This is a genomic window from Flavobacterium aurantiibacter, from assembly GCF_002251775.1.
GTDB lineage: Bacteria > Bacteroidota > Bacteroidia > Flavobacteriales > Flavobacteriaceae > Flavobacterium > Flavobacterium aurantiibacter.
This window is the reverse complement of sequence record NZ_NOXX01000211.1, coordinates 36,903-52,739: the sequence shown is the minus strand read 5'-3', so window position 1 is coordinate 52,739 and position 15,837 is coordinate 36,903. Positions and strand designations below refer to the sequence as shown.

General features: G+C 40.4%; 10 protein-coding genes and 2 pseudogenes. 9 read left to right on the top strand and 3 right to left on the bottom strand.

What is annotated here, in order from left to right:
• The 4 genes and pseudogenes from CHX27_RS15580 to CHX27_RS15955 all read left to right on the top strand — a co-directional run.
• Positions 1 to 357 (top strand): annotated as a pseudogene (locus tag CHX27_RS15580) (hypothetical protein); the annotation flags it as partial.
• 18 nt (positions 358 to 375) lie between these two features.
• Positions 376 to 771: a hypothetical protein gene (locus CHX27_RS11720; RefSeq protein WP_094486960.1), complete on the top strand. Its 396-nt coding sequence runs from the start codon at positions 376 to 378 to the stop codon at positions 769 to 771.
• Positions 772 to 777: 6 nt separating this feature from the next.
• The gene (locus CHX27_RS11715; RefSeq protein WP_094486959.1) at positions 778 to 3,663 is read left to right on the top strand and encodes a T9SS type A sorting domain-containing protein; all 2,886 of its coding nucleotides are present in this window, start codon (positions 778 to 780) and stop codon (positions 3,661 to 3,663) included.
• Positions 3,664 to 3,726: 63 nt separating this feature from the next.
• Positions 3,727 to 3,867, top strand: a pseudogene (locus tag CHX27_RS15955) (T9SS type A sorting domain-containing protein); the annotation flags it as partial.
• 303 nt (positions 3,868 to 4,170) lie between these two features.
• On the opposite strand, the gene CHX27_RS11705 reads toward CHX27_RS15955, so the two are convergent.
• A complete protein-coding gene (locus CHX27_RS11705; protein WP_133063467.1) occupies positions 4,171 to 4,803 on the bottom strand; it encodes a hypothetical protein in 633 nt (210 codons plus the stop codon).
• Positions 4,804 to 5,130: 327 nt separating this feature from the next.
• Between CHX27_RS11705 and CHX27_RS11700 the strand changes: the two genes are divergently transcribed.
• From CHX27_RS11700 to CHX27_RS11680, 5 genes are all read left to right on the top strand, one after another.
• Positions 5,131 to 6,981, top strand: coding sequence for a DNA topoisomerase IV subunit B (locus CHX27_RS11700; RefSeq protein ID WP_094486956.1), 1,851 nt, complete (start codon positions 5,131 to 5,133; stop codon positions 6,979 to 6,981).
• 43 nt (positions 6,982 to 7,024) lie between these two features.
• The gene (locus tag CHX27_RS11695) at positions 7,025 to 7,432 is read left to right on the top strand and encodes a nucleotidyltransferase substrate binding protein (protein ID WP_094486955.1); all 408 of its coding nucleotides are present in this window, start codon (positions 7,025 to 7,027) and stop codon (positions 7,430 to 7,432) included.
• Between the two features lies 1 nt (position 7,433).
• Complete coding sequence (locus CHX27_RS11690) at positions 7,434 to 7,748, top strand: nucleotidyltransferase domain-containing protein (protein ID WP_094486954.1); 315 nt, start codon at positions 7,434 to 7,436, stop codon at positions 7,746 to 7,748.
• A gap of 41 nt (positions 7,749 to 7,789) precedes the next feature.
• Positions 7,790 to 10,501 carry a DNA gyrase/topoisomerase IV subunit A gene (locus CHX27_RS11685; RefSeq protein WP_094486953.1) on the top strand — a complete coding sequence of 904 codons (2,712 nt, stop codon included), beginning with the start codon at positions 7,790 to 7,792 and terminating at the stop codon, positions 10,499 to 10,501.
• A 103-nt stretch (positions 10,502 to 10,604) separates the two neighbouring features.
• Positions 10,605 to 12,170 (top strand): hypothetical protein, encoded by a 1,566-nt coding sequence (locus CHX27_RS11680; RefSeq protein ID WP_133063466.1) that lies wholly within the window; start codon positions 10,605 to 10,607, stop codon positions 12,168 to 12,170.
• 191 nt (positions 12,171 to 12,361) lie between these two features.
• Here the strand turns inward: CHX27_RS11680 and CHX27_RS11675 are convergent, their stop codons facing one another.
• Together CHX27_RS11675 and CHX27_RS11670 are read right to left on the bottom strand one after the other, a co-directional pair.
• Positions 12,362 to 14,137, bottom strand: a complete 1,776-nt coding sequence (locus CHX27_RS11675; RefSeq protein ID WP_094486951.1) for a cytochrome c peroxidase — start codon at positions 14,135 to 14,137, stop codon at positions 12,362 to 12,364.
• Between the two features lie 163 nt (positions 14,138 to 14,300).
• Positions 14,301 to 15,770, bottom strand: coding sequence for an alkaline phosphatase PhoX (locus CHX27_RS11670; RefSeq protein ID WP_094486950.1), 1,470 nt, complete (start codon positions 15,768 to 15,770; stop codon positions 14,301 to 14,303).
• Positions 15,771 to 15,837: the final 67 nt, after the last annotated feature.

Here is a 15,837-nt window from a genome sequence, read left to right as displayed (position 1 = left end):
TTTTTTAACTGCTTTTATCAATTGGTGGATGGGGAGTATTATTTTGGGATTACTGGATCTAGAGCAGGAAATGACTATGTTCAGATAGATATAGGTTCTATAAAAGCGGAATTGTCAGAGGGCGATATTTTGTTGCTTGAACGCGAGGATAACAAATTCTACGCATTTTTAAGTTTTAATTGTATCTGTCCGCAGGGTAAAACAACCTCTGACCAACCTGGTACTCTAAAAGTCACAAAATTTGATATACAAAACAAGATCGTATCCGCAACTTTCGAATTTACTGTAATAAATCCAAACACGGGTGCTGTTTACGAGATAACTGACGGCCGTTTCGATACCTATTTTACACAATAACAAAACATCAACTGAATTATGAAAAAAATTTATTTATGCCTGTTGTTCACACCATTTGTGCTAAATGCGCAAATAAACATTGACCGGACTTGGAAAGACGCCATTAATCGGACTTTTCAGCATCTTGATAAAACCAAAGTTCAATCGGGTATCTTGCTTGATTACGGCATGGAGTTTACCAATGTTACGGCCTATAATGGCGTATTGACAGACAGCACGGATATTAACACTAACGTATTAGGCGATATTTACAAAACACTGTTTATGAGTAAGGTGGTGGCCGATACCGTGCACACGCCCACCTTTGACCGCTATGCCTACAACTGGGCAAAAGCTCGCTTCAACGCTACCAAAGACAGCAGCGGAATATATATTTTATCGGGCTTGCTATACGAATATCAAAAATTGGATTAAACTGCCTTGGCCGGCAAACGAATTATAGTTGATGACAACAAGTATTACGATTCATTTAATAACGGTGTATGGCAAAATCCGTACAAAACATTACAAACTTTTGCGCTTACTACACCCATTCAACAAAGCAGGAGTAAACAAGTGTATTTTAAGTTGCCTACCGAGCTCTTTTTGTCGAACCTAAAAAATCAAATTGAAAAGATTGAGATCAATGCCAATAATGGTAACGGATTTATAGCAATACCTTTTGATACCAACATACGATTTGAATTTTCAGAGAATAAAATATACGATATCATTTACAAAATTACCCTTAAAAACAAGCAAGAGTGGTATTGCCAAAGTAAATTTAAAATAAACGACCTTGAGCTTGATCGGGTGCAACAACGCGGCGGTATCGTTGTGAACAGTGAGCGGGTATATATTTATGAAAACAACAACTTTTTTAATGCAGCTTGGCTCACCATAAAGTTAATACCGGGCAATAAACAAATCACCAAACCCTTTATCATTGCCGAAGGTTTGGATACAGGCAATTTTACCAAGCCTGATGATTTTGGTGGGGAAAGCACATTGCAAAACTTCTTAAATTCAACAAACAATTCTGGTAATTTACAGCCATTGTTGGATGCTAACAATAATGCTAACGACTACGACCTTATTTACATCGACTGGGTTCGAGGTATGGCAGACATGCGCGCCAACAGTCGGGTATTGGAAGAGGTAATTAATTGGGTTAATGCCCAAAAAGTGCTTAGCGGCAGCACGGAGCCCAACGTGCTCTTAGGTCAGAGCATGGGTGGTGTTATTGGTCGATATACGCTCGCCCGCATGGAACGTGAAAACAAAACGCACGATGTAAGATTGTTTATCGCTCATGATAGCCCCATGCAAGGCGCAAATACGCCTCTTGCTTTTCAGCATTTTGCGAACCATATGAAGCAAGAATATACCGAAACACCACTAGCTTGGTTAACTGGAGAAGTTTTAATACCGATTGGTATGAATTTGGCGCAACTAGGCGAAGATTTTTTGAATTTCTTTGGCGGAAACAACAACAACATTCCAACCTACGTCACACCATCGCAATTGCTAAGCTTACAAGACCAAACGGCGGCAAGGCAGTTAAACTATTGGTCGGCAATGCCAGATCAATCGCAAACACGTACTTATAATCAAGAATGGCAACAAACCTTGACTGCCATGGGGTGGCCGCAACAATCGCGGAACATCGCGATAAGCAACGGAAATGAGTGTAGCGCTAACAATGGGTTTGTACCAGGTGCTCCTTTGTTAGTAATAGATTCCAAAAGCAATCCCGGATTTTGGCTTGATGCGTTAAATGTATTTTTGGCGCCATTTGTAGGTGTTGCAACGCTCGACATTGGATTGGTTATTGTAGGCTTGCTACCTGGCAATAGCCGATGGCAAACTAATTTTGACTTTGCCACTTACGGAAATCAGGGTTCGCAAAACCGGATTTACAGAGGAAGAATACGCTACGAAAAGAAGCTGCTATTTATTGGTCCAACAATCGTACATAATCTAATCAATCAAAGTCAAAATGCACCGCAGCAGGCGCTACCGTTTGATACATATTCCGGCGGTCGAATTGATTTACTAGATAGTGAAGGAAACTTAACTTTTGAAGTGCCTATTTTATCAGACCTAGTGGATGTAGTAAACGACAAATATGGTTTCATCCCAGTTGTTAGCGCGTTGGATATAAAGCGAAACGAAGGTGATGTAATTCCTTCTGACTATCTTAAAAAGTACGCAGGAAATAGCACTCCAGAACCCGGACTAACTTCCGGATTCGATAATTTTATTGTAGATTACGGCACTGGCGCGCCTAGTAACAACCAACATATTTCGTTTCAAGTAAGAAATGGTAACTGGCTTGCAGCTGAGTTAAATGAACAGCCTTACGTTAATAATAATTGTACAGCATATTGCGAAAATAATATGATATCGGGGCCGTCTAACTTTTGTACCTCTGCGCAATTTACTGTCCCTGCTGGAGCAAATAGCTACCAGTGGCAATTATTACAAGGTAGTTCAATGACATCAATCGCAGGATCAAATACACGCACAGTAACCGTAACAGCAAACCCTGGTTTCAGTGGCTATATTTCATTGGCTGTTGTAGTTGGAAATGATACAGATACGTGTGGAAAAGTAACGTTCGTTAAGACAGATATTTGGGTTGGTAAACCACGATTTGATTATACTTCATACGTAAATCCAAATCTATATTTGCAACATTCCTTACTACCTGAAAACGCTTGTGAAACAGAGGGGTTTCAAGTTAACTTTCTACCAAATAACGAAACTGTGACTGAAGTAGAATTTCAAAAAGTTACCGAAAATGTGGCATGGAATAGAGATTACATGACCGACACCTCCCGACGAGTTTTTCTTTACCCCACTTGCAACAAAAACTTCGAATTTAAAGTGCGTGCAAGAAATTCTTGTGGCTGGTCGGACTGGGAAACTGTAACTTATCCAATAACGAATTGTACTACCAATTGCCCACCGCCATCAACAAACCTTACCGGAGCTAATTTTGTGCTTAATCCCAATCCCCTAACAAATGGTATATTAAATGTTTCTGTTAAAAATAACGCTCCGTGGTTTGTCATTCCTTACGATCCGTACGATCCTAATAATCCTAGCATTAATCCAAACGAAGGCGGAAACGGTTTTTACCTACCGCCGTTTATTAGAGTAAGTAATATTTCTGTATTTAGTCAATCTGGAGTTATGCTACTTTCATGGAATAGTAGAGTGATGCCAACCCAACTTGACCTTAGCAGCCTGCCTACTGGCACATACATAGTTTTATTCACACATGCAGGTCAAACAGAAAGCTACACCATAATCAAAAACTAGTAGCTGTTATTTTTTTAGTTTTTCTGGAGACATTAAACGTGTAGCTCGNTTTCTGTATTTAGTCAATCTGGAGTTATGCTACTTTCATGGAATAGTAGAGTGATGCCAACCCAACTTGACCTTAGCAGCCTGCCTACTGGCACATACATAGTTTTATTCACACATGCAGGTCAAACAGAAAGCTACACCATAATCAAAAACTAGTAGCTGTTATTTTTTTAGTTTTTCTGGAGACATTAAACGTGTAGCTCGCTTCCGCAGCACGGATTGCAGCAGAAAGACTTAACGAAAACGGCTACAAAACAACACCGAAAACGGCGACCAGCGGAAGCCCGTTTTCGGTGATTTGTTTTGAGACGGAGGCGGAAAAGGCTTATCGCGGAAAGCCGGATGCCGGCGCGGATAAACTTATTTCGATGACGCACCATCGTCGCCGGCAGCTGCCCAAAAAAAAACTGTCATCAAAATTATATTGATGACAGCTCTAATTTGGGTATAATTCGCAATCTAACAAGTTTTACCGGAAACTCTTGTATTTAAAATTCCTACACTCACTCTTGTCTCAGCACAGCCACCAACAGCAGATATTGTAGATGACAGAAAAGTTGAAATTGCAGTCGAAATACACGCCGTAATACTCGCAGTTGAACCAGTATTAGAACAAGTACCTAATGAGGTATAACCTTGCGGACAGCCCCCCTTTAAAATAGCATCCCATGGCAATCCAGGAAGTAATCCCAGAGAGGAGTTCGTATTGGAAACAAATTGTCCGCGAGAATCTAGCCAAGCGCCATCATAGATAGTCCGTGAATTCGCATTCACATAAGCTACTTCCGATATAACCGCCTTACCTTGCGAAAAACGAACCAGAAACGTAACATGCGTCAGATTGCTATTATTGGTTAATTCTCTTTGTGCATCATCATACAGAACGTCTACGGCCCTTGGGATTTCACTTAGGAGTTGAGCCTTGGATGTGTATGTAAATAAATTAGAAGAGTTAACTCTTAAAGCAGTTAAATCCAAATCAATCTCTTTAAGATTTACGGATTGATTTTCAACATTCTCCGAGGATTCATTGCAACTAGAAAAAGTCATTAGACCCATCAAAAAACAAAAAAATTTTACTTGATTTTTCATAAATACATTAATCTAAATTAATAAGTAATACTTAAACTACTCAAGATACTTCTTGAACTAGTAATGTTCTGTGCAAAAAACTCTCACGAAGTTAGAAATATCTTCTCTATGGCAGTTATCAAAAAATAAATATTAACAATAAATTAACATTATTTTATAATTCATTAAACGTTATTTTTATTGACAGCAAGGGTTACAAATAATTATAATTACCATCAATTTTTTGTTGGTATACCTACTGTCAATATCGTTATTGATAACTTCTGAATTTTGAGATAAAATTTAGCAAGGCTTTCTAGTATATTAGCTATCTATCAGAAGTAACACATGTCAGAATCTACGCTTTATAACGAAGACAATATACGCTCGCTCGATTGGAAGGAACACATTCGGATGCGCCCAGGTATGTATATTGGAAAATTAGGCGACGGTTCCTCGCCCGACGATGGAATTTACATCTTACTTAAAGAGGTGATCGACAACTGTATAGACGAGTTTGTGATGGGCGCCGGAAAAACCATTGAGGTAACGGTGCGCGACAAACAGGTAACCGTGCGCGATTACGGTCGCGGTATACCTCTCGGAAAGGTTGTCGACGTGGTTTCGAAAATGAATACCGGCGGTAAATACGACTCGAAAGCGTTCAAAAAATCGGTTGGTTTGAACGGTGTGGGTACCAAAGCGGTAAACGCCTTATCGAATTATTTTCGTGTAGAATCGGTTCGCGACAACCAACAAAAAGCAGCGGAATTTTCGGCCGGAAATTTGGTTTTAGAAGAAGAATTGCAAGAAACTACGAAACGCAAAGGAACCAAAGTATCGTTTGTTGCCGACGAAACCATCTTTAAAAACTACAAATACCGCCACGAGTACATTGTGCGGATGTTGCGCAACTATTGCTACCTGAACACCGGACTCACTATTTACTTTAACGGTGAGAAATTTGTTTCGGAAAACGGACTAAAAGATCTTTTGGAAGAAGCTATAGGCGAAGAAGATCAGGTATATCCGATTATTCACTTGCAAGGCGATGATATTGAAGTGGCTGTAACGCATTCGAAAACACAGTATTCAGAAGAGTATCACTCGTTTGTAAACGGACAAAACACGACGCAAGGCGGTACGCATTTGGGTGCTTTTCGCGAAGCCATTGTAAAAACCATCAAGGAGTTTTACAATAAGAATTTTGAAGCTTCGGACATACGAAAATCGATTGTTTCGGCCATTTCCATCAAAGTTGAAGAACCCGTTTTTGAATCGCAAACCAAAACCAAGCTCGGAAGCACGGATATTGGTCCGAATGGCCCGTCGGTTCGCAGTTTTGTGAATGATTTTATTAAAACGAAACTCGACAACTTTTTACATAAAAATCCGGAAGTTGCCGATGCCTTACTGCGTAAAATCTTACAAGCCGAACGCGAGCGCAAGGAATTGAGCGGCATTCGGAAACTAGCGAAAGAGCGCGCTAAGAAAGCATCGTTACACAACAAAAAATTACGCGATTGTCGGGTGCACTTAACCGACACGAAAAATCCGCGCTGTCTCGAAAGTACGTTGTTTATTACCGAAGGAGATTCGGCTTCAGGTTCGATAACCAAAAGTCGCGACGTAAATACGCAGGCCGTTTTTAGCTTGCGCGGAAAGCCTTTAAACTCGTACGGCATGACCAAAAAGATCGTGTATGAAAACGAGGAATTTAACCTATTGCAAGCGGCGCTGGATATTGAAGAAGATTACGAAAATTTGCGTTACAACAACATTGTAATTGCCACCGATGCCGACGTGGATGGCATGCATATTCGCTTGCTGTTGATAACCTTCTTTTTGCAGTTTTTTCCAGAATTAATCAAGGAAGGGCACTTGTATATTTTGCAAACGCCGTTGTTTCGGGTGCGAAATAAAAAAGAAACGATTTATTGCTATTCAGACCAAGAACGCATCGATGCCATTGAAAAGTTGAAACCAAAACCTGAAATCACTCGATTCAAAGGATTGGGAGAAATCTCGCCAGACGAGTTTAAACATTTTATTGGGCAAGATATCCGTTTAGATCCGGTGATGTTAGACAAAGCAACGACCATTGAAACATTATTGGAATTCTATATGGGAAAAAACACACCCGATCGACAAGAATTTATCATCAATAATTTGAAGGTGGAGTTGGATGTGGTGGAGTAGACATAAAATAGACGAATGTGATTTACTGTAAAAGTACTTTTCCATGGAAAATCGAGACATAAGATGGATACAGCGATTTCAAAATTATGAGGACGCATTTCGGCAATTCGAGTCGGCTATTGAAAACTATGGCAACACAAGCGAAAATTTGATTAAAGAAGGTATTATTCAACGTTTTGAATTTACGCACGAATTGGCTTGGAAGGTTATGAAAGATTTTCTGACTCATGAAGGCATCCGAGATATTATTGGTTCTAGAAGTGCAACCCGAGAAGCATTCAATAAAGGCTTAATTAGTTCAGGCGAAGAGTGGATGAATATGTTGGAGACTCGAAACCTAACAGTACACACGTACCAAGAGTTGATTTTAGAGCGAGAATTTAAAAATATTCGTGATATTTACTTTCCTCTGTTAAAGGACTTTTATTTGAAAATGAAAACGTTTCTATAATATGTTTGGCTTGTATCCTAATTCATTTCAAGTACTAACATCACTTTTTAAAAGTCATGATGGCATTGAGAAAGTTGTAATTTACGGTTCGCGAGTACTCGGCAACTATCGTGAAGGTTCTGATATTGATATGACCGTTTTTGGGAATTTAGATTATCGCGAATTATTTGAAATAAAAACCAACATCGAAGAAAGTAAAATCCCTTATCTGGTAGATATCTCTTTATTTGATGAATTACAATCTGACAGTTTAAAAGAGCACATCAAAAGAGTTGGAAAGGTATTTTATCAGCGTGAAATGCCAAAAGCAAAATAAGCTTTAAAAGTTAACTAGCTTGAATAAAGCACATTTAAAAAATGAAAGACGAAGAAGAAGAAGAAAATAACCTAGGATCTGAATCAAACGAATCAGCCGGAAATGAATTCGAAACCAATGAAAGCACTGGTTTTGAAGACATTCGCCCAGCCGTAAGTCCTCATTTTTACGAAAACAACGAAAATCCGGAAGACACGATTACCAAAGTCACCGGCATGTATAAAGACTGGTTCTTGGATTACGCTTCTTACGTAATTCTCGAACGCGCGGTGCCGGCCATTGAAGACGGTTTTAAGCCCGTTCAGCGCCGTATCATGCATTCGATGAAAGAACTCGACGACGGGCGCTACAACAAAGTAGCAAACATTGTTGGACATACCATGCAATACCATCCGCATGGCGATGCAAGTATTGGCGATGCGATCGTACAAATTGGTCAGCGCGATTTATTAATCGACATGCAAGGAAACTGGGGAAACATCCTCACCGGCGACGGCGCCGCAGCATCGCGATACATCGAAGCGCGTATTTCAAAGCTCGGACACGAAATTCTGTACTCGCCAAAAATCACCCAATGGCAATTGTCGTACGACGGACGTAAAAACGAACCGGTTAATTTACCCGTAAAGTTCCCGTTACTGCTCGCGCAAGGAGCCGAAGGTATTGCCGTAGGTCTTTCCACGAAAGTGCTTCCGCATAATTTCAACGAGTTAATCGATGCTTCGATAAAAATCCTCAAAGGAAAACCGTTTACCCTCTTCCCCGATTTTCCGACAGCGGGAATTGCCGACGTTTCCAATTACAACGACGGTATGCGCGGCGGACGTGTACGTGTACGTGCTAAAATTAGTCAGCTCGACAAGCAAACACTCGTAATTACACAAATTCCGTTTTCCACAAATACCTCAACCTTAATCGATAGCATCCTTAAAGCCAACGAAAAAGGCAAAATCAAGGTTAAGAAAATCGAAGACAATACGGCTGCCGAAGTCGAAATTCTGATTCATCTACCGCCGGGAGTGTCGCCAGACAAAACCATCGACGCGCTGTATGCCTTTACGGCCTGTGAAACTTCGGTTGCGCCTTTGGGTTGCGTTATTAGAGACAACAAACCACTTTTTGTGGGCGTTTCGGAAATGTTACGCGTATCAACTGCGCGAACAGTCGATTTACTGAAACGCGAACTCGAAATACAACTCGACGAACTCGAACAAAAATGGCATTTCTCAACCTTAGAGAAAATCTTCATTCGCGAAGAAATGTACATTGATTTCAAGTTGTACCAAGACCGCGAATCGCTGTACCAATACATGTATAAACGCTTCGAACCGTTTCGAAACATGCTGGTACGCGATATAAACGACGATGATTTGCAGAAACTAACGCAAATTCCGATGATTCGTATTACCCGTTTCGATTCAGATAAAGCCGACGAACTGATTGCGAAGCTGGAAGCTGAAATGGAACAAGTGAAATACGATTTGGAGCACATTGTCGATTTCGCCATTGCGTTCTTTACTCGCTTGAAAGAAAAATTCGGGAAAGGTCGCGAACGCCAAACCGAATTGCGCAATTTCGATACCATTGAAGCTACGAAAGTGGTTTTGCGAAACACCAAATTGTACGTCAATCGCGAAGAAGGTTTTATAGGTACCGGATTAAGAAAAGACGAATACGTTGGCGACTGTTCGGATATTGATGACGTAATTGTTTTCTTGCGCGACGGAAAAATGCTGGTCACTAAAGTCGACGAAAAGAAATTTGTTGGCAAAGACATCATCCACGTAAGTGTATTTGATAAAAACGACAAACGAACGATTTACAACTTAATTTATCGCGATGGTAAGTCGGGTTCCGCCTTTGTGAAACGTTTCAATGTTTCGGGCGTAACGCGCGACAAAAACTACGATTTAACGCAGGAAAAACCCGGATCGCAAGTCTTGTATTTTTCGGCAAATCCGAATGGCGAAGCCGAAGTGGTTACTGTATTGCTACGCCAGGTGGGCAGTATCAAAAAATTGAAGTTTGACCTCGATTTTGCAACGATTGCCATTAAAGGTCGTGCTTCCCGCGGAAATACGGTAACGAAATATCCGATCAAAAAAATTGAACTCAAAGAAAAGGGAATTTCAACTTTACGTCCGCGTAAAATCTGGTTCGACGAATCGGTGCAACGACTAAACGTTGACGGTCGAGGCGAATTATTAGGCGAATTCCGTCCGAACGATAAAATCTTAATCATCACGCAAAGTGGAAAATTAAAGGTGATAACGCCCGAATTAACCACGCATTTTGAAGAAGACATGATTGTGTTGGAGAAATGGATTCCAAAGAAACCGATATCTGCAATTTATTTTGACGGCGAAAAAAGCAAGTATTTTGTAAAGCGCTTTTTAGTTGAAACGGAAAATAAGGAAGACAGTTTTATTAGCGATCATCCGAATTCGCAACTCGAATTAGTAGCTACTGATTGGCGCCCTATGGCCGAAGTGCTTTTCGCAAAAGTGAAAGGCGTTCAAAAAGAACCAATTATGTTGAATTTCGAAGAGTTTATATCGGTAAAAGGATTCAAAGCCCTTGGTAATCAGCTTACCAGCGATAAAATCAAACAAGTAAATTTACTCGAACCTTTACCGTACGAACCCGAACCGGAACCGGAAGAAGAACTAAAAACTGGAGAAGTAAGCTTGTTCCCGGAAGATATTAAAACAGATTTGGAAGAAGACGGGCAAATAACCTTGCAATTGGAATAACGTTTTCTATATTTTTTTGCAAATTCGCAAAGCACAATCTTTTTAAGATTGTGCTTTGCTTTTTTTAATCTTTAAACAAACCTATACCAACTAAAACAAAACGATGAAAAAACTGTTTATTTTCTGCATGCTGCTCCTGAGCAGTACTTTTTTTTGCCACGCGCAAGAACTTGGACTAAAAACAAAACTTGGTCCGATTTTCAAAGATAGTAGAAAAAACACCAGACTTTCGAAAGTACTTGAAGCGGCTAATGGCGAAATTATTGTAGTGCGTGCTTACTACGGAGGAATGCTGGGAAGATCTGCAAAGGGCTATTTTATTGAATGTTACAACGCACAACTTGAGCTGAAACGGGAATACGACTATAATTTTGAGGAAGTTCATAAAGACTCCGAAGATCCGACTTTAGATTTTTTAATGGACGGTAATACGCTACACATTATCGAATTATTATATGATAAAACTAGTGAATCGTACGTATTTTCAGCGAACAGCGGAGATCTAACAACTTTTAAATTTCAACGTAAAGAAATACTAAAACTTCCTTATAAGAAACCTAAAAAAGGAGGCTTATTTAGCATGTCGGGAAGTAGCGGTTTCGGTGCTCGACTATTTTTAAATGACGATAAATCAGCTTTTTTAATTACTATAGATATCGATCAAGAAAAAAACATGGAGTCACATCAATTTTATCTTTTCGACAAGTCCCTGAATCTTAAATTAGAACACACTTTCGAACGCGATATTAAAGAACGTGATTACAAAGTTTCTCAATTTGAAATTTCTAACGACGGTACAACCTTATACGCTTTAGGTAGATTTTTTACACCCGAATCCAAAAGTAAAGAAGTTGGAGGAAAATACGGATACGAACTCTCTCGAATCAGCGCAAAAGGGGCAGTTTCCAATATTTTTGACTCCAAAGACAAATACGCGGCATCACTAAAAACAGTACTAATCGACGATAAACTGATTTGTGTTGGATTCTATTCCGAAAAGAAAGATAACCGTTACAAAGGAATATGTTATTACGATATCGATCCAACTACACTAAAGATTAAAGCCGAAAAATTTAATCCGTTTTCGGAGCAATTTATGATCGATAAATACGGTAAAGTTAAAGATAAAGAACTACGCTCGCTCGCATTTCGTGGAATTACAACTACTGAAAACAAAGAGATTATATTCAATGCCGAAGAAGATTATTCCACCTCACAAACAACGTTCAATGCAAATGGAGGAAGCAGAACAATAACCTCTTACCACAAGGATGACATTATTTGTGTCAAACTAAATACAGCCGGTAATCTCGAATGGTCACGAAATATCAATAAATCTGAGGCAAGTTTTGATTTTAAAGATCCTTACGCTTCTTATACTTCTTTAACCACCTCTAACAACACCTATTTCTTTATCAATAGCGGAGAAAAAGTAAAGAAATTATCGAATGACCGAATCAAATTCGTTCAATCGTCACGCGGTCGGGCAAATCTAAATGCCATCAGAATTAATCAGCATGGCGATTTTGATTACCAAGAAATCATCGACGACAAAGACGGAGAAATACCTTTTATGGTTTCAAATGGTTACACAACGAAAAACGCTATTTACTTCTTGGGTGCTGAAGACAAGAAAAAACGTCTGCTCAAGATAACTCTAGCAGAATAAAATAATTGTCGTAATCAGTAGCTAATCCCGCCTTTCGCTACTAGTCCTCAAAAAATACGGTTTGTTCAATCGGTCTCCGCGCGGCTTCTTTGGTCGCCACGCGTCTACCGTTTCACAATACCGTATTTTTTTGTGGGCTAGCCGCTGCAGTCGGGGCTAGGAACTGTGCGCACAAACGTAACGTCCAAACACTACTGATCGTTCAACGTTTTTAAAAAAGCTACCAACTGCTTTTGCTCTTGTGTCGTTAAGTTTAACGCATCCGGCGGCAACGTTTGGTTATCTACTTTCAAACCCACTCCTACTCCACCGCCCCGATTGTAAAAATCAACCACCTGCTCTAAACTGTTGTAAACACCGTTGTGCATGTAAGGTGCCGTTTTAGCAACATTGCGAAGTGTCGGCGTTTTAAACGCATTTCGCAGTTGTGGCAATTGATGTATGGCGTATCTTCCTAAATCCGGACTCAATTGTTTGTTGTCTGCTGTGGCCGGAGTACCAATAACTTCCTGCTCGGTTTTAGCAAACACAGGAGGCACCGTTCCGTTAAAAACCGGAATGAAATGACAAGTCGCACATTTTGCCTTTCCTGCAAAAACATTAAAACCGGCGCGTTCCTCGGCATTCATGGCAGTCGTTTCGCCTTGAAAATATCTATCGAAAGCACTGTTAAAAGCCGTTAAACTGCGTACGTAACTCGCAAGTGCCATTTGTACTTTGGTAGGATCTAGTTGTTCTTCCTTCGGAAATGCCGCCTTAATAAGCTTTGCATACTTTTTCGAAGCATTTACCTTCTTTGAAAATACAGCTAAATCGCCGTGCATCTCGTCTTTATTGGTAATGACATCTTTGCTTTGTTTCTCCAAATCGCTCTGACGCAAATCCCAAAACTGTGCATTTTGTAACGCTGCATACGTTAGTGTAGGTGTATTTCTTGGCAGCGATTTACCGTGTAAACTTACATTTGTTTTCAAACCATCGGTAAACGCGCGTTCGGGCCGATGGCAAGAAGCGCAATTCCTATTTCCGCTGCCGGCAAGATCGGTATCGGAAAACAATGCTTCGCCCAACTTTGCCTTCGCTTCGCTGTACTTATTTTGTAAATCTGGAATAAACGCATCAACATTGAACGCGTTTGCTGCCAGAAAACTCGCTACCGATTGATTTACGGCGGCGTTTCTATCAACATCGGCAATGCGGTGCTCCGTCTTTAATTGCTGCAATAAAACACCAATTGGTTGTACAAAACGCAGTATGAATTCGGCGCGATCAAAGGAGTTAAAATCGTTGTGTGCACGACAGTAATTCTGCGATGCACGCACCTTCTTTTCCAAAGCAGTAAACGTAGGCGAATCGAATTGTTGTTTTAAAACCAAAAACGATTCTAGAGTAGCCGCAACTTCGGGAATCGAATGCTGTGCAATTGGCGAATCGAATCCCGTAATACCAAGAGCAATCAACCGATTTACATTTAGTTGGTGCGCATCAAACAACTGCTCTTTCGTAATCGGAATTTGCTCAAACTGCCGCTTCAATTGCAATAAATTTCCATTCAGGATTTTTAATTCGGCAATCAAGGCTTTTCTGTTTTCGGGCAAATACTGTGGAAAAATCAACTCTTCAATTACTTGAAAACCGTTTGGTGGTAAAAATTTATTTTCTTCTACTTCAAGTTCGTCGAGTGCGGGCCCGTTTATGAATCGTGCCGTATCTGGAGCAAAATATTCAACCGCCCACTCCACTTTTTTATAGAGCAATCGGTTTTTCTTAAACTGGGCTTGAAACTCTTTACTGCTGTTATTCGCAGTCTCGACCAATTGTAGAAATCGCTGGTTGGCCTCGACCAATTGGGTAAGTTGAGCAACCAATTCGACGTTGTTTTGCGGTTGCGACTTTTCACAACTTACGCTTATTAAGAGCAAGAAAAGTGACAAATACCTCAGACAAATTAGAACTGTCTTTTTCATGGTTAAAATTGAAAATACGTTTTAAAATCTACGTAATCGGAATCTGAACGTAGTTGAAAGTTCAATTAACAATTGTTGAATTTATTTCATGTGCCATCCGATTAAATGCAAAAGCGGACCACTTTTTACAAGTCGTCCGCCTTTTTTTCACAACAAGTTCCTACTAATATTCAACATTTCTGATAATCACGGTTTGTCCACCTTCTTTATTGGTGTTCGTTCCGCTGCCATCGGCGTTCAAAAACGCATCTTTTTGCCAAGTGTGTGGGTGAATGTTTACCAAAAATGTATTTGGCACACCAATAACATCGCTAATGTCTTCCATCGCACCGTATTCCCATGAGCCAAAACGCATTTCGCCCGATTGGTTGTAGGTAGCGTTCCAAGCAGCGTCGGTACGCTTGTGATTCATGGTTAACCAAGGTTTGTTATTTTTTGTTCTGATGTTGTATTGCCAGATGTACGAATCGTGTTGAGCTGCAGCGTAAAAACTGTCGCCGTCTTCTTGGATGTAAACATAGTTCTCGGTAACGCAAATGTTATCCGGATTGATGATTCCTGTACCTGGAGTACTATCGCCTTCCACAACCAATTCTAATTTACCTTTTAACGGGTCGTTGTCGTTTAAAACTATTCTGTACACGCGTCCCCACATCGTGTATCCTTCAACTGGATTTCCGCCACTTGCTTGGCCGGTTGCAGTAAAATAAATTTCGCGGTTGTTCTTCGCACTTCCTTTGCGGTAATCAACATCTTCCACACGAGAAAAACGAATGGCGCCCAACTCGTTCACTTTGGTGTTAATTTGTGCTCCCGTTAAGGTACGCGCATTTGGAATTTCCACAAAGCTGATGTCATACGAATTTCCAACAGTCATCGACATTTCCACTTGGTTGCCGTCGTTTCTTTTCAAGGCGTATAATTTTCCGTTTACTAAATCGCCCACGGTATTCGAAACGTACATGATCACCTGACCTGCCGAAGCGTGGTTTGTTCCGTACGACTGATCTTCGCCGATTACAATTACGGTTTTATTCGGGTAGGCACGTTTAGTTAAAGGCACTGCATTTTCCATAGAAGCTCGTCCTAAAGCAGGTAAAACGCGGTCTTGACGACTTCTCTCGCTCGATGGACTAAAAGGATTGATACCGTGTACTAACGATTCTTCGCCACTTTCTCCAGCGGTTAAGAAAATCGGACCGAAACCGTGCAATTCTGGAGTAGCCAAAGTTGCCGAACACAAACGTGTAATTCCGCCTACGCCATCAACAATGTATTCACCTTTTACGGGCTTTAAAGTTTCGTCGAAGGTTACGCGCGAAACCGATTTTAAAATTTCGTGGTTTGTAATCATTAAATAACCCGTTCCGTTTGGGTCTTTCATAAAACCAGCACCGTCGGGTTGTGCTCCATACACAAACGTTGGTGATTGTGCTAATTGATCTGTACTGGAAATCAACGAGGTAATTTCCAAACCTTCGAATCCTGGCATTGCAGTAACCAATGGTGGCGTGGTAGATTCGTAGCTGAAATCAATTTTTCTGTTAACCGATTTACCGTTGTCATCATCTTGACAAGACGTAATAGCCAGACCTGTAAGTAGGGCAAGACTTGTAATTTTTACTGTTTTCATAGACTTATTTGAATGTTTGCAGCAAAACTACTTCGCGGATTGTGGACGGGAGTTAGCGCGATATTTT